Raw genomic sequence first — 15,741 nt, 5'->3', positions numbered from 1 at the left:
ATAATGACTATGAATTACGCAAATAATATTATTGAAACAATTGGTAACACACCATTGGTTAAAATGAATTCTATTGTAGATGAAATTGATGCTTTGGTGTTAGCTAAATACGAAACTTTTAATCCAGGAAATTCAGTTAAAGACCGTATGGCTTTGCAGATGATTGAAGATGCAGAGTCTGATGGACGCTTAAAGCCTGGCGGAACAATTATAGAAGGTACCTCTGGTAATACCGGCATGGGTTTAGCTTTGGTTGCTATTGTAAAAGGTTATAAAGTTATTTGTGTATTAAGTGATAAACAAAGTAAAGAGAAAATGGATATTTTACGAGCCGTTGGTTGTGAAGTACACGTTTGCCCAACTGATGTAGCACCTGACGATCCACGTTCTTATTATTCAACTTCTGCGCGCCTAGCCGAAGAAACGCCAAATTCATGGTATGTTAACCAATACGATAACCCATCTAATTGTAAAGCGCATTACCTAACAACAGGTCCAGAAATTTGGAAACAAACCGATGGTAAAGTAACTCATTTTGTGGTTGGCGTTGGTACAGGTGGTACCATTTCTGGCGTTGGAAGTTATTTAAAACTACAAAACCCAAATGTGAAGGTTTGGGGAATAGATACTTATGGTTCTGTCTTTAAAAAATATCATGAAACAGGTATTTTTGATGAAAATGAAATCTATTCTTATGTAACTGAAGGTATTGGTGAAGATATTTTGCCTAAAAATGTACGTTTTGAAGTTATTGATGGCTTTACTAAAGTGACTGATAAAGATGCTGCTGTATACACGCAAAAATTAGCTAAAGAAGAAGGTATGTTTTTAGGAAATTCTGCCGGTGCAGCTGTTAAAGGCTTATTACAACTAAAAGAGCATTTCAAAAAAGACGATGTGGTGGTGGTTTTATTTCATGACCATGGCAGTCGTTATGTTGGTAAAATGTATAATGATGACTGGATGAAGAAAATGGGATACCTTGATTAGTGTTTAGAAGATAATCTTAATTTTAATGATGGTAAGACTATTTTAAGTTCAATTAGGTTTTAGCCCTGATTGAAGTGTAAATCCCGTAAAGTTTGAAGCTAGAAAAACAGAAGCCACTAAGCGACTAGATGAAGCTTTTGTGGCGTAGATGTTTTACTTGCTGAACACTGCGGAATTGAAACGGAAAGCAGGTTCTTAGCTCCAGAAAGCCTAGCTTTTAAAATTCAGATGTGATGTGAAATTTTATACTCGGGTATTTTTGCTCAGTCATTTGTAAAGAAAAAGCCGAATCTGCTAAAAAGACCAATTGGCCTTGCTTGTCGTGGGCTAAATATTTTGATTTAACACGTTTAAATTCTTGAAATTCTTCGCTTTTTTCATCTTCAGTTTCAACCCAACAGGCTTTGTGCACGTTGATGTTTTCATAAGAACACTTGGCGCCATACTCATGCTCTAGTCGATATTGAATTACTTCGTATTGAAGTGCGCCAACTGTCCCAATAATTTTTCGATTATTCATTTCTAGCGTAAATAACTGCGCGACACCTTCATCCATAAGTTGCTCGATGCCTTTGTTGAGCTGTTTAGATTTCATCGGGTCTGCATTGTTGATGTATCGAAAATGCTCAGGTGAAAAACTTGGAATACCTTTGTAATGTATTTGTTCACCTTCAGTTAGTGTGTCTCCAATTTTAAAATTACCAGTATCGTGCAAGCCTACAATATCGCCAGGGAACATTTCGTCGACAATGGCTTTTTTCTCAGCAAAAAAGGCATTTGGACTTGAAAACTTTAATTTTTTGCCTAGTCTAACATGAAGATAAGGTTTATTACGTTCGAACTTTCCGGAAACTATTTTAACAAAGGCAAGTCTGTCACGGTGTTTGGGATCCATATTAGCATGAATTTTAAATACAAAACCAGTAAACTTATCTTCAGTAGGTTTAACCTCGCGTTCTTCGCTTGTTTTTGGTCTTGGTGGAGGAGCAATGTCTACAAAACAATCAAGTAATTCACGAACTCCAAAATTATGCAATGCAGAACCAAAAAATACGGGCTGGAGCTTGCCATTTACATAGTCATTTTGATTAAACTCAGGATACACGCCTTGAGCTAATTCAAGTTCTTCGCGTAATTGATTGGCAGAATCACTACCAATCAGTTGGTCTATTTGGTTGGTGTTGAGGTCTTTAATTTCAATAGTGTCTTCAATATCTTTTTTAGGGTCTCCAGTAAATAAATTGACATTTTGTTCGTAGATATTGTAAATACCTTTAAAATCGTAACCCATTCCAATAGGGAAGCTTAAGGGTGTAACTGTTAAATTGAGTTTTTGTTCTATTTCATCGAGTAGTTCGAAAGCGTCTTTACCTTCACGGTCAAGTTTATTGATAAATACAAGCATCGGAATATTACGCATGCGGCAAACTTCAACCAATTTTTCGGTTTGTTCTTCAACACCTTTTGCAACATCTATGACAACAATAACGCTATCTACAGCAGTTAAAGTTCGGTAAGTGTCTTCAGCAAAATCTTTGTGACCTGGTGTATCTAAGATGTTGATTTTATTGTTTTTATAATCAAATCCTAAAACGGAAGTCGCCACCGAAATTCCTCTTTGGCGTTCAATTTCCATAAAGTCACTTGTTGCTCCTTTTTTAATTTTATTAGATTTTACAGCGCCAGCTTCTTGAATAGCACCTCCAAATAATAGTAGCTTTTCGGTTAAAGTTGTTTTACCTGCATCTGGATGAGAAATAATTCCAAATGTTCTTCTTCTGCTAATTTCTTCAATAAATTTCATGCCGCAAATTTAATTTTTCTAATCTAATGTGATGTTAAAAAAAAACATTACTTTAGTACACTAATTAATAATGTGATATCTAACCAATTACATTGTTGAAAAAAACTATCTCATGAAAGTTAAATCACTGATTTTAACATTGATGCTGATTTATTTTTCGATGCCTGCATCTAATGCGCAGGTTGTTAACGATCAGGCCATAAACTTTATCGATTTGGTTTTAGAACCGATGGCTGAAACAGGTCAGCTAACAGGTCGTGTTTATGCTGATACAAATGGAAATGGAACCCAAGATGCTGGCGAGCCCGGAATAGAAAATGTTGATGTCTTAATCATTAATTCTAACAATAACGGGCAAACGGTACAAACAGATCCTAACGGTGATTGGGTTGCTGATGTTATTGCCGGATCGGCACTCGTGTTTATTGATACAACAGATTTACCAGCAGGTTTTTTTCAAACTGAAGGTGTAGACCCGAGTGCAGCTACGGTCGTAGCGAACACAGTTGTTGACACTGGAAAAGATGGTTATGCATTTGTCGGGCAAATTTCAGGCTCTTTATATAATGATTTAAACGGTAGTGGTTTTCAGAATGCAGGTGAGCCTAACCTGCCAAATGTAGATGTAATTATAGAAGATCAATTTGGGAATATTCAAATTGTTGAAACAGATGTTAATGGAGAGTGGTCTGCCCAAGTTGTTGGAGGCGATGTAACTGTTACAATAGATGTTACTGATCCTGACTTTCCAGAATGTGCATTTCAAACAGAAGGGACCAATCCAACAACATCAACAATCATAGTAAATACAACAATTTCAGAGATAGATGGTTTCTTTGAGTCATCAGAGGTATTTGGTGTAGTTTATAATGATGCTAATGGTAATGGTACACAAGATGCTGGTGAAGCTGGTATTCCTGGCGCAGATGTGTTGGTGACCTTTTCATCTGGATTTCAAACGACATTAATCACTGATGCCAATGGTGAATATGATGTACGCGTTCCACAAGGCAGCACAACGATAGAAGTGGTGGAGACTGATGCTGATTTTCCGACAGGAGCAGTACAAACCGAAGGTACCAATCCGACTACATTTGATGCCGTTTGTGGTGAGACATACAATGAAATTGATGGTTTTCAAGAGCTTGGCACCTTAGAAGGACATGTTTATCTTGATGTAAACGGAAGTAGTTTTCAGAACGCAGGCGAACCTGATTTGCCTAATGTAGATGTAATTATTGAAGATGCCTTTGGTAACATTCAAACAGTTGAAACCGATGCCAATGGAGATTGGAGTGTTGTTTTGCCAGCTGGTACAGCAATTTCAACAATAGATGTGACTGACCCTGATTTTCCAGAATGTGCATTTCAAACAGAAGGGACCAATCCAACAACATCAACAATCATAGTAAATACAACAATTTCAGAGATAGATGGTTTCTTTGAGTCATCTGAGGTATTTGGTGTAGTTTATAATGATGCTAATGGTAATGGTACACAAGATGCTGGTGAAGCTGGTATTCCTGGCTCAGATGTGTTGGTGACCTTTTCATCTGGATTTCAAACGACATTAATCACTGATGCCAATGGTGAATATGATGTACGCGTTCCACAAGGCAGCACAACGATAGAAGTGGTGGAGACTGATGCTGATTTTCCGACAGGAGCAGTACAAACCGAAGGTACCAATCCGACTACATTTGATGCCGTTTGTGGTGAGACATACAATGAAATTGATGGTTTTCAAGAGCTTGGCACCTTAGAAGGACATGTTTATCTTGATGTAAACGGAAGTAGTTTTCAGAACGCAGGCGAACCTGATTTGCCTAATGTAGATGTAATTATTGAAGATGCCTTTGGTAACATTCAAACAGTTGAAACCGATGCCAATGGAGATTGGAGTGTTGTTTTGCCAGCTGGTACAGCAATTTCAACAATAGATGTGACTGACCCTGATTTTCCAGAATGTGCATTTCAAACAGAAGGGACCAATCCAACAACATCAACAATCATAGTAAATACAACAATTTCAGAGATAGATGGTTTCTTTGAGTCATCTGAGGTATTTGGTGTAGTTTATAATGATGCTAATGGTAATGGTACACAAGATGCTGGTGAAGCTGGTATTCCTGGCTCAGATGTGTTGGTGACCTTTTCATCTGGATTTCAAACGACATTAATCACTGATGCCAATGGTGAATATGATGTACGCGTTCCACAAGGCAGCACAACGATAGAAGTGGTGGAGACTGATGCTGATTTTCCGACAGGAGCAGTACAAACCGAAGGTACCAATCCGACTACATTTGATGCCGTTTGTGGTGAGACATACAATGAAATTGATGGTTTTATAGTTCCTGATGATGAAGTTGGTATTTTAACTGGTCATTTATATGAAGATTCGAATGGAAATGGCACTCAAGACACGGGTGAACCAGACTTAGCTAATATAGATGTTGAAATTACCGATGTTAATGGCGATGTTTCAATTGTAGAGACAGATACTAATGGAGATTGGAGTATCGAACTACCAATTGGTCCTGCAATTTCTGATATTGATCAATCTGACCTTGATTTTCCTCTTAGTGCCATTCAAACTGAAGGTACAGACCCAACAACGACTAATGTTCTAGCCAATCTAAGTGTTTTATCTGATAATGACGGTTTTTTTATAAATACAAATCCATCAATCGTATTTGGTCACTTATATTTAGATGCCAATGGTAGTGGATTTCAAAATGCAACGGAATTAGATTTACCAAATGTAGATGTCATCGTAACCGATACTTTTGGAAATATTACTGTTGTCGAAACTGATGCTAATGGTGATTATGTGATTGAATTACCGCCAGGAAATGTGATACTTGAAATTGACGTAACTGATCCTGATTTTCCTGAATGTGCATTTCAAACTGAAGGGACAAATCCGACAACCTTAAACTTAGCACCAGATCAAACTATTACCGATATAAATGGTTTTTTTGAATCTGCAGAAGTATTTGGTGTAGTTTATAATGACGACAACGGTAATGGTATACAAGATGCTGCCGAATCTGGAATTCCTGGTGTAGATGTGTTGGTGACCTTTTCGTCTGGTTTTCAAACCACTTTAATCACTGATGCCAATGGAGAATATGATGTGCGCGTGACACAAGGCAGTACTACAATAGAAATTGTAGAAGCTGACCCTGATTTCCCTAGTGGCGCAATTCAATTAGAAGGCACTAATCCAACTACATTTGATGCGGTTTGTGGCGAGACTTATAACGAAATTGATGGGTTTATAGTTCCTGATGATGAAGTTGGTTTTTTAACTGGTCATTTATATGAAGATTCCAATGGTAATGGCGCTCAAGATGCCGGTGAACCAGACTTAGCTAATGTTGATGTAGAAATCACAGATATTAATGGTGATATTTCAATTGTTACGACAGATGTTAATGGCGATTGGAGTATTGAATTGCCTATAGGTGATGCGATTTCAGATATAGATGAAGCCGATCCTGATTTTCCAGCACTAGCGATACAAACAGCAGGGACAGACCCAACCACAACAACAGTTTTACAAGATCAGACTATTTTATCAGATGAAGATGGTTTTTTTGTGCCTGATGAAACAGTGACAGCTGAAGTAAACGGTCATTTATATGAAGACACCAATGGAAATGGCACTCAAGATGCTGGTGAACCTGATTTAGCCAATATCGATGTAGAAATCACCGATGATTTTGGTAATCAGCAAACTGTAACAACCGATGCATCAGGCAATTGGTTAGCAACGGTTACAGCAGGAAATATTATTTCAGACATAGATGAAACAGATGTGGACTTCCCTACAGGCTTTACCCAAACAGAAGGGACAGACCCTACCATAACATTTGCACCGCCAGCGATAAATACATTTACAGAGAACGATGGTTTTACCGATCCAACAGTCCTAGAATTAGGTATTTTAACTGGTCATTTATATGAAGATTCCAATGGTAATGGCGCTCAAGATGCCGGTGAACCAGACTTAGCTAATGTTGATGTAGAAATCACAGATATTAATGGTGATATTTCAATTGTTACGACAGATGTTAATGGCGATTGGAGTATTGAATTGCCTATAGGTGATGCGATTTCAGATATAGATGAAGCCGATCCTGATTTTCCAGCACTAGCGATACAAACAGCAGGGACAGACCCAACCACAACAACAGTTTTACAAGATCAGACTATTTTATCAGATGAAGATGGTTTTTTTGTGCCTGATGAAACAGTGACAGCTGAAGTAAACGGTCATTTATATGAAGACACCAATGGAAATGGCACTCAAGATGCTGGTGAACCTGATTTAGCCAATATCGATGTAGAAATCACCGATGATTTTGGTAATCAGCAAACTGTAACAACCGATGCATCAGGCAATTGGTTAGCAACGGTTACAGCAGGAAATATTATTTCAGACATAGATGAAACAGATGTGGACTTCCCTACAGGCTTTACCCAAACAGAAGGGACAGACCCTACCATAACATTTGCACCGCCAGCGATAAATACATTTACAGAGAACGATGGTTTTACCTTTGAAGAAATTGATGATGGTTTAATCATCTACAATGCGGTATCTGCTGATGGAAATGGTAAAAATGATTTCTTTAAAATTCAAGGAATAGAGAATTTTCCACAAAATTCGGTTCAAATTTTTAACCGTCAAGGTAATGAGGTTTATAATTCTAACGGATACAATAATACTTCAATTCGATTTGAAGGTAAAAGTGAAGGATCTATTACAATACAAAAGGGTGATTTGCTACCTTCAGGAATTTATTTTTATATTTTACAGTATGTTAATAACCAAGGCGCTACAAAGAAGCAAACAGGTTACTTATACTTAAATAATTAATCAATGTTTTATAAGCTATTAAATAACATAAGTTTAAAACTATTATTCTTGTTTGTTTCGCTAATTTGTGCAATAAGTACAAATGCTCAACAAGACCCTAATTTTACACAATATATGTATAATACCATGTCAATTAATCCAGCTTATGCAGGGTCAAGAGACGTTTTAAGCGCAACACTTTTGCATAGATCTCAGTGGTTAGGTTTTGATGATGCTCCACAAACTCAAACATTAACAGTTCATTCTCCGCTTAAAAATGAGCAAATGGGCTTGGGTTTATCTATAGTCAATGATAAAATTGGTGTTGTATCTGATACATATTTAAGTGCAGTTTATAGTTATTCTATACAATTAACCCGCTTTGCTAAAATTCGATTTGGCTTAAACGCAGGAGCTAGGCTTTTAAATGTTGATTTCAATAAGCTTAATATTGAAGATAATACTGATCCACTATTTGCAAATAATATCGAAAATAAAATTTCACCACAATTTGGATTAGGAGTACTATTAAGCAATGATGTATATTATGTTGGTATAAGCTCGCCGGCTTTACTTAGAACTAATCATTTTGAAGGAAGCACTAACGAAAATGTTGAACTCCGTGATCGTGTACACTACTATATTACATCTGGTGTAGTTTTAGATATTAATAAAAATATAAAATTTAAACCATCTGTTTTATTGAGGCATGTAAGTGGCTCACCGTTATTAGCAGAAGTTTCTACAAACTTTTTGTTTAATGATAAATTTACCTTAGGTACAGCTTATCGTTTTGATAGTGCTTTTAGTGGTTTGTTTGGTTTTCAAGCGTCAGATTCTATTTTGTTAGGTTTGTCATACGACTCCTCGATTTCAGATATTTCAAACTATAATGATGGCTCAATAGAGTTTTTCTTAAGGTTTGAATTATTTAAACGGTATAAAAAAATGTATACGCCAAGATTCTTTTAATTATGAAGCTAAAATTTTTATATATAATTCTGCTACTTTTTCAGTTTTCTGGTTTTTCACAAAAAAGTAAACTTGAAGAAGCTAATAAAATGTTTGATAGTTATGCATTTATAGATGCACAAAAAATTTATCTAGAAGTCGCCAATGCTGGGTTTGAGTCTGAAAATTTATTTAAAAAATTAGGAGATTCATATTATTTTAATAATGATTTAGAAAATGCTGAAAAATGGTATTCTAAACTATTTAATTTAAATAAAGAGCAAGATAAATCTTATCTTTTTAGATATGCACAAAGCTTAAAGTCCCAACAAAAATATGCCATTGCCGATTCATTAATTTTAAAGTATGAGTCTTTGTATTTTGACGATTCAACATCTACAAAAGTTGAGCCTAATTATTTAGAACTGATAGAGATGCAATCAGGTAAATTCAGTTTAGATACCATCAATATAAATTCTGAGCTATCTGATTTTGCTCCTAAAGTGATTAATGATACATTACTGATTTTTGCTTCAAACCGAAAACAAGCCTCATCAGTACAAAGAATTCATGAGTGGAATAACGAGCCTTATCTAGATTTATACAAAGTCTCTTTAAACGACTCTTTAAAACCCTCAGGTAATGTAACTCGATTGCCAGATGTTTTAAATTCAAAATTTCATGAGTCTTCAGCTGTTATTACTAAAGATGGGAAAACCATTTATTTTACAAGAAATAATTTCACAAAAAATAAGTTTGGTAAAAGTGCTAAAGGTTACAATTATCTTAAGCTTTATAAGTCAACCCTTAAACAAGATGGTGTTTGGTCAGATCCTGTAGAGTTACCATTTAATAGCGATGAATATTCAGTTGCACATCCATGTTTAAATCCAGAGGAAAACAAGTTATATTTTGCTTCAGATATGCCAGGAACGAAAGGTATGTCAGACATTTTTTACGTAGATATAGACTCTGATGGCAGCTATTCTAAACCTATTAACTTAGGTGATAAAATTAACACTGAATTTAAGGAAAACTTTCCTTATGTAGATGAAGATAATTTATTGTATTTTTCATCAAACGGTCATATTGGTTTAGGTGGTCTCGATGTTTTTGTAAGCGTTATTAAAAAAGATGGAACTTACGGCGATGTGTTTAATGTAGGTAGACCAGTCAATAGTCCTAAAGATGATTTTAGTCTTTACTTAAACACTAAAACTAAGCAAGGTTTATTTGCTTCTAATCGCGATGGTGGAGTTGGTGGAGATGATATTTATATTTTAAACCAAACCGATAAACTTATAACTAACTGTACTCAATATTTAAGTGGCTACATTTCTACCACCAATAGCGAAGAGGGAATTAATGAGGTTAAAGTAGAGTTGTTTGATGAGAATTTAAAATTAATTGAAACTACATTAACCGATAGTCAAGGTAATTACAAATTTGATGTAGATTGCGATAAACGTTATGTTGTTCGTGTTTCTAAAGATGGCTTCTCTACAATTGAAGATTTAGTAAAAACAGGTTCTAATTACGAAGGTGAATTAAATCAAAACTTTGAAGTAAATAAAGGTAGCGAACTAGGAGTAACAAAGGCCTCAAAGGGTGATGATTTAAAAGACTTACTTCAACTTGACCCAATTTATTTCGACCTTGATGAAGCTAACATAAGACCGGATGCTGAAGTAGAACTCCAAAAAGTCATTGCTGTACTAAGGCAATATCCTAAAATGAAAATTGATATTCGTTCTCATACTGATAGTCGTGCTGGTGATGCCTATAATAAAATCTTATCAGATAAACGTGCTAAATCTGCTATGGCTTACATCACGACAAAAGGTGTCAATTCAACGAGAATATCAGGTCGTGGTTATGGTGAAACACAATTAGTTAACCGTTGTTCTAATGGCGTAAATTGTAGCGAAGCCGAACACGCCTTAAACCGGCGTGCCGAATTTATTATTCTTAATGAAAATGAAACTCCAGAATCTATAAGAGCAGAAGTTTACAGCAAGGTTTTAAACAAACAAAATCAGAGGCCTCAATTATCTTTACCAAAAAATGGACTCAATAATTCTGGCTATGACTTTGAAAACTCAACAAATGAAGTTTACACAGTACAAATAGGAGCTTATCAACCAGGGAAAAATCCAAAATTCCCTCAATTTCAAAATGTTTATTTTTATACTTATCCAGACGGTTATAAACGCTATTATTCAGGCATTTTTGAAACAAGAGTAGAAGCAGACCGTTACAAAGCTAAAGTAAGAGAAGCTGGAATAAAAGGTGCTTTTACCGTAGGTTTAAAAGGTAAAACAAGATTTTGATTTCATAAACTACTAAATAATTCATAAATAAGCGCTTGTTAAATTCAAGCGCTTTTTATTTGTAGATATACTTGTAATATGACTAAAATTTCAGCAAATAAATATGTGATTCTCGTCGATGAAAATGACCATGAACTCGGTTTAATGGAAAAAATTGAAGCTCATGAAAAAGCTTTGCTTCACCGCGCATTTTCTGTATTTATTTACAACGATAAAAACCAATTAATGCTTCAGCAGCGCGCTTTAACAAAATATCACACACCAGGATTATGGACAAACACTTGCTGTAGCCATCAACAACAAGGTGAAACTAATATTGAAGCTGGTAAACGACGATTACAAGAAGAAATGGGATTTACTACAGAATTAGAAGAAACCATATCTTTTATTTACAAGGCTCCATTTGAAAATGGTTTAACTGAACATGAATTTGATTATATTTTAATAGGTCGATATAATCAGTCACCTAATATTAACCCTGAAGAAGTTAACGATTGGAAATGGATGGAACTTGATGATATTAAAATTGACATTCAAAAAAATCCACATCATTATACAGAATGGTTTAAAATTATTTTTGAAAAACACTACGACCAAATGAAACTTAAAAACTAAATACTATGGCTAAGGTTACTGTTCACAGAAAAGCACATTTTAATGCCGCTCACCGCTTATACAGAAAAGACTGGAGTGAAGATAAAAACGAAGCCGTTTTTGGTAAATGTAATAATCCACATTTTCATGGGCATAATTACGAGCTAATAGTTTCAGTAACTGGAGAAATAAATCCAGAAACGGGCTATGTTATTGATATGAAAGTTTTAAAAGATTTGATTAAAACAGAAGTTGAGGACCAATTTGATCATAAAAATTTAAATGAACAAGTTGATGTTTTTAAGAACCTTAATCCTACTGCTGAAAATATCTCTGTTGTTATATGGAATAATCTAAGACCACACTTAGACCAATCACTTGATTTAGAAGTAACTCTTTACGAAACCCCAAGAAATTTTGTAACCTATAAAGCTTAAATTTATGGCACTTGAAAAAGGTAATATTATACCTGATTTTAAACTAAAAGACCAAAACGGTGATGAATTTAATATTGATAGCTTAAAAGGAAAGCAAGCTTTTGTACTTTACTTTTACCCTAAAAACTTTACGCCAGGATGCACAAAAGAAGCTTGTAATTTTAGAGATAGTTATGAAGATTTTAAAGAGCTAGGTGCCGAGGTTATCGGTGTAAGTAGCGATAATCAGTCTTCTCATGAAAAATTTTCTAAAAAGCATAATTTGCCATTCACTCTTTTATCAGACCCTAGCGGAAAACTCCGTAAAAAATTTGGTGTAAAAAAGAGTTTATTGGGCTTAGTGCCAGGTCGAGAAACTTTTGTTTTCAATAAAAATGGACAACTTGTATATAAATTTAATAACTTGGACGCCTCTAAGCACATGCAAAAAGCCTTAAAAGTTATTAAAAATTTAGAATGAAGTTTTCACAGTTGATGCCACTAAAATTTAGACCAATTTTGAAAGGAAAAATTTGGGGTGGTCAAAAGTTAATTAATCAATATAATAAGCAATCTAAGTCAAATCAAATAGGCGAAAGTTGGGAATTGTCACAAGTTGAAGGTCATGTTTCTGAAGTAGATTTTCCAGAACAATTTAAGGGTTTAAGCCTCAACAATTTTATTGAAACTTCAGCTGAAGAATTTTTAGGATTAGATTGTGTATCCCGATTTGGTAAAACATTCCCTATACTTTTTAAATTTATTGATGCAAAACAAACACTTTCTGTTCAGCTTCATCCAGATGATAGTATAGCTAAGAAAAAGCATAACTCTTTTGGTAAAACTGAAATGTGGTACATCATGGCATCAGATCAAGATGCTTTTATTATCATAGATTTTAACAAAAAACTTTCTAAGCAAGAGTACATTGAAGCCGTAAAAAAAGGTACTTTAGTTGAGCATCTTCAAAAAATACCTGTTAAAGCTGGAGACGTTTTTTTTATTGAGCCAGGTTTAGTACATGCTATTGGCAAAGGCGTTGTTTTAGCTGAAATACAGCAAACCTCTGATATTACTTATCGTATTTTCGATTGGAATAGAGTAGATAGCAATGGCCACTCGCGTGATTTACATACTTCTGAAGCTTTAGAGGCCATTAATTTTAATACCAATTATAATTTTAAAATAGATTATGATAAAAATTCAACTGTTCCTGTAAAACTCGTGCATTGTAAATATTTTAAAACAAATTTTCTAAACTTGAAGGAAGGTTTAAATCTGTTGAATTATTCAAACCATAAAAATTTTGTGGTTTTAATGTGTGTAGAAGGCCATTTTAAATTCACTTACAATTCTATTTTATATCGAATTAACAAAGGTGAAACACTTTTTGTTCCAGCTTGTGTTGATGGAATAGAGCTAAATAGTACGAATTGCAAATTATTAGAGGTTAGCTTGTAAATTTGACTTACTTTTGCAAAAAAAATATTTATGGCAAGTATAAGAGACTTAAAAAACGATTTGAATAATACCTACGGTGAGGTAATTGACGCTATTTTAGTTCATCAACAAGTTAATAACAAAGAAGATAAGGTTGAATCTGAGCAATTAATTGATGATATAATTGATAGTTTTGATCATTTCATATCGGAAATAAACCGCAAAGATGTTGAGCATCGAGCGAAGCATTTAGAAACTGTTAAATCTGATATAGAAGAAAAACTCAATACGTTTATTGAGCGATTAAATCAACTATAAAAATCAATCTTATTAAATAAAAAAAGCCGACAAACTTAGTCGGCTTTTTTTATATTATCTATTAAATCTTTTAGTTGTTGGCCATATAGGCTTTTTTGAATTTTAGGTTTTAAGCTTTTATAAACTGTATCGAGATAGGCAATATTGGCATCATAAGCTTCAGCTAACATCACATAAGGAGCAACTTCTAAGTCTTTATTGTTAATAGCAAAATTTACAGTGTAAAGATATTTACGTTTTAATAAATTATTGTAGCTTTTTTGAAGACTATCTTGTTTTTTAATGTCTAATGTTTTGCTGTTTTTTTCTTCAAAGCTTTTGGCAATAAGGTCTAAGTTTGCATCGTTAAATTTTTTAAATATAGCATTAAACTCTTCTAGTTTTTGCTGGTTTTTAGAATTTGTTAAAATTTTTTGATTGACAATAAAGCCATCTAAAGTTGTATTAACTGTATAGGCTTCATTCGGGTCTCCAAAAAAATACAAGCGTTTAAAATCTTCATCTTTGCTTTTATCGTTCAGTTTTAAAGCTAAAATTTGAGGTTCTGAAATTTGTCCATTTAAATCAAACTCACCTGAACCTTTCAATATTATTGAGTCAAGATTATTAAAGCTTGAATCTTGGAATGACTGAAGATATAGTGTCCCTTTTTTTAAGCCTTCAATTTTACCATTAACATGAAGTTGATTTTCTTGGTTTGTGCAGGATAAAATTCCGATGCAGGCCATTAAAGTAATCGTGATTTTTTTCATTTGTTTTAAATTAAAATTTTGAAGCAGTTTCCATTAAAAAAGTACAAGCAAGAGCAGCATAAGTTCCTACAACATAACCAAATACAGCAAGTAAGACGCCAACACTAGCAAGAGATGGATGAAACGCACTTGCTACAACAGGTGCTGAAGCTGCGCCGCCAACATTAGCTTGGCTGCCAACTGCTAAAAAGAAGTAAGGTGCTTTAATTAATTTGGCGACTAAGATGAGTAAGCCAGCGTGAATAGACATCCAGACTAAACCTATAAGTATTAGTCCAGGATTTTCGAAAACCATTCCTAAATCCATTTTCATACCTATAGTAGCCACTAAGAAATAAATAAAAACACTGCCGAGTTTGCTTGCACCAGCGCCTTCATAATTTTTTGCTTTGGTAAATGACAAGGCAACGCCTACGGCTGTTGCAATAGTGATCATCCAGAAAAATTTTGATGTGAATGAGGCAAGTGAAGATGATTTGTCATTAAAAGCTTCAAAGTTAGAGCTTAAAAATCCTGATATAAAATCTGCTCCCCAATGTGCTAATCCAACAGCGCCAAAAGCAAGCCCAAGCATTATCATGTAATCCTTTAAGTCTGGTTTTTTAGAAACACTATCGCTAAATTTAATAACTTTTTGTTTTAAACTTTCAATTGCTGAAGTATCGGCTTTTAGCCAATTATCAATTTGATTTTTACGGCCTATACCTAGTAAAATGATGGCCATCCAGAGATTGGCAACAATAATATCTACCAAAACCATGCCTCCATATTTATCAGGGTTATATTTAAAAATTTCGAGCATTGCAGCTTGATTAGCACCGCCACCAATCCAGCTTCCGGCCAAGGTAGATAATCCTCTCCAAATAGCATCAAAACCATTTCCGCCAACTGTTTCAGGTGAAAATGTAGAAATGATTAAAATGGCTATGGGTCCGCCAATTACAATACCAACTGTACCAGTAAAAAACATAATTAAAGCTTTTGGCCCTAAATTTTTAATAGCCTTTAAATCGATGCTTAAAGTCATTAATACCAATGAAGCCGGTAAAAAATATCGACTTGCCACATGGTAAAGTTTAGATGTAGAATCATCTATTATACCTAAAGAATTAAATATTGCAGGTAAAAGATAACACATTAATAAGGCAGGTACAACCTTATAAAACTTATTCCAAAAGCCTTGTTTTCGACTTGCTGTATAAAAAATAGCAGCAATACTAAGCATTAAAATACCTAGAACAATCGCATCATTATTAAAAAAAGTTGTTTGTTTATCCAT

The 15,741-nt window shown here is 34.4% G+C and carries 12 protein-coding genes; 9 read left to right on the top strand and 3 right to left on the bottom strand.

Annotation, left to right across the window (positions count from 1 at the left end):
• The first annotated feature begins 9 nt into the window (after window positions 1-9).
• Window positions 10-990 (top strand): PLP-dependent cysteine synthase family protein, encoded by a 981-nt coding sequence (locus tag IMZ30_RS02145; RefSeq protein WP_207038909.1) that lies wholly within the window; start codon window positions 10-12, stop codon window positions 988-990.
• A gap of 217 nt (window positions 991-1,207) precedes the next feature.
• On the opposite strand, the gene IMZ30_RS02140 is transcribed toward IMZ30_RS02145, so the two are convergent.
• Entirely contained in the window at window positions 1,208-2,794 is a 1,587-nt protein-coding gene (locus tag IMZ30_RS02140; protein WP_207038908.1) for a peptide chain release factor 3, read from the bottom strand.
• Between the two features lie 112 nt (window positions 2,795-2,906).
• On the opposite strand from IMZ30_RS02140, the gene IMZ30_RS02135 reads away from it, so the two are divergent.
• The 8 genes from IMZ30_RS02135 (at window position 2,907) to IMZ30_RS02100 (ending at window position 13,710) form a co-directional block, all read left to right on the top strand.
• Window positions 2,907-7,682, top strand: a complete 4,776-nt coding sequence (locus IMZ30_RS02135) for an SdrD B-like domain-containing protein (protein ID WP_207038907.1) — start codon at window positions 2,907-2,909, stop codon at window positions 7,680-7,682.
• 48 nt (window positions 7,683-7,730) lie between these two features.
• The gene (locus IMZ30_RS02130; protein WP_242529687.1) at window positions 7,731-8,633 is read left to right on the top strand and encodes a type IX secretion system membrane protein PorP/SprF; all 903 of its coding nucleotides are present in this window, start codon (window positions 7,731-7,733) and stop codon (window positions 8,631-8,633) included.
• A 2-nt stretch (window positions 8,634-8,635) separates the two neighbouring features.
• Window positions 8,636-10,942, top strand: coding sequence for an OmpA family protein (locus IMZ30_RS02125; protein WP_207038905.1), 2,307 nt, complete (start codon window positions 8,636-8,638; stop codon window positions 10,940-10,942).
• Between the two features lie 78 nt (window positions 10,943-11,020).
• A complete protein-coding gene (gene idi, locus IMZ30_RS02120) occupies window positions 11,021-11,557 on the top strand; it encodes an isopentenyl-diphosphate Delta-isomerase (protein WP_207038904.1) in 537 nt (178 codons plus the stop codon).
• Window positions 11,558-11,562: 5 nt separating this feature from the next.
• Window positions 11,563-11,973 carry a 6-pyruvoyl trahydropterin synthase family protein gene (locus tag IMZ30_RS02115; RefSeq protein WP_207038903.1) on the top strand — a complete coding sequence of 137 codons (411 nt, stop codon included), beginning with the start codon at window positions 11,563-11,565 and terminating at the stop codon, window positions 11,971-11,973.
• A gap of 4 nt (window positions 11,974-11,977) precedes the next feature.
• Window positions 11,978-12,433: a peroxiredoxin gene (locus IMZ30_RS02110; protein ID WP_207038902.1), complete on the top strand. Its 456-nt coding sequence runs from the start codon at window positions 11,978-11,980 to the stop codon at window positions 12,431-12,433.
• A complete protein-coding gene (locus tag IMZ30_RS02105) occupies window positions 12,430-13,413 on the top strand; it encodes a type I phosphomannose isomerase catalytic subunit (RefSeq protein WP_207038901.1) in 984 nt (327 codons plus the stop codon). Before IMZ30_RS02110 ends, IMZ30_RS02105 begins: the two co-directional genes overlap by 4 nt.
• Window positions 13,414-13,443: 30 nt before the next feature.
• Complete coding sequence (locus tag IMZ30_RS02100) at window positions 13,444-13,710, top strand: hypothetical protein (protein WP_207038900.1); 267 nt, start codon at window positions 13,444-13,446, stop codon at window positions 13,708-13,710.
• Window positions 13,711-13,745: 35 nt separating this feature from the next.
• On the opposite strand, the gene IMZ30_RS02095 is transcribed toward IMZ30_RS02100, so the two are convergent.
• Window positions 13,746-14,462 carry a DUF4369 domain-containing protein gene (locus tag IMZ30_RS02095; RefSeq protein ID WP_207038899.1) on the bottom strand — a complete coding sequence of 239 codons (717 nt, stop codon included), beginning with the start codon at window positions 14,460-14,462 and terminating at the stop codon, window positions 13,746-13,748.
• A gap of 10 nt (window positions 14,463-14,472) precedes the next feature.
• Entirely contained in the window at window positions 14,473-15,741 is a 1,269-nt protein-coding gene (locus tag IMZ30_RS02090) for a DUF819 domain-containing protein (RefSeq protein ID WP_207038898.1), read from the bottom strand.

This window comes from Psychroflexus sp. ALD_RP9, from assembly GCF_017311165.1.
Classification (GTDB): Bacteria; Bacteroidota; Bacteroidia; order Flavobacteriales; family Flavobacteriaceae; genus Psychroflexus.
This window is presented reverse-complemented; position numbering and strand designations above follow the sequence as displayed.

Coding starts and splice junctions, on each gene's coding strand:
- IMZ30_RS02145 (WP_207038909.1), top strand. CDS start 10: ATGAATTACGCAAATAATATTATTGAAACAATTGGTAACACACCATTG.
- IMZ30_RS02140 (WP_207038908.1), bottom strand. CDS start 2,794: ATGAAATTTATTGAAGAAATTAGCAGAAGAAGAACATTTGGAATTATT.
- IMZ30_RS02135 (WP_207038907.1), top strand. CDS start 2,907: ATGAAAGTTAAATCACTGATTTTAACATTGATGCTGATTTATTTTTCG.
- IMZ30_RS02125 (WP_207038905.1), top strand. CDS start 8,636: ATGAAGCTAAAATTTTTATATATAATTCTGCTACTTTTTCAGTTTTCT.
- idi (WP_207038904.1), top strand. CDS start 11,021: ATGACTAAAATTTCAGCAAATAAATATGTGATTCTCGTCGATGAAAAT.
- IMZ30_RS02115 (WP_207038903.1), top strand. CDS start 11,563: ATGGCTAAGGTTACTGTTCACAGAAAAGCACATTTTAATGCCGCTCAC.
- IMZ30_RS02110 (WP_207038902.1), top strand. CDS start 11,978: ATGGCACTTGAAAAAGGTAATATTATACCTGATTTTAAACTAAAAGAC.
- IMZ30_RS02105 (WP_207038901.1), top strand. CDS start 12,430: ATGAAGTTTTCACAGTTGATGCCACTAAAATTTAGACCAATTTTGAAA.
- IMZ30_RS02100 (WP_207038900.1), top strand. CDS start 13,444: ATGGCAAGTATAAGAGACTTAAAAAACGATTTGAATAATACCTACGGT.
- IMZ30_RS02095 (WP_207038899.1), bottom strand. CDS start 14,462: ATGAAAAAAATCACGATTACTTTAATGGCCTGCATCGGAATTTTATCC.
- IMZ30_RS02090 (WP_207038898.1), bottom strand. CDS start 15,741: ATGGATAAACAAACAACTTTTTTTAATAATGATGCGATTGTTCTAGGT.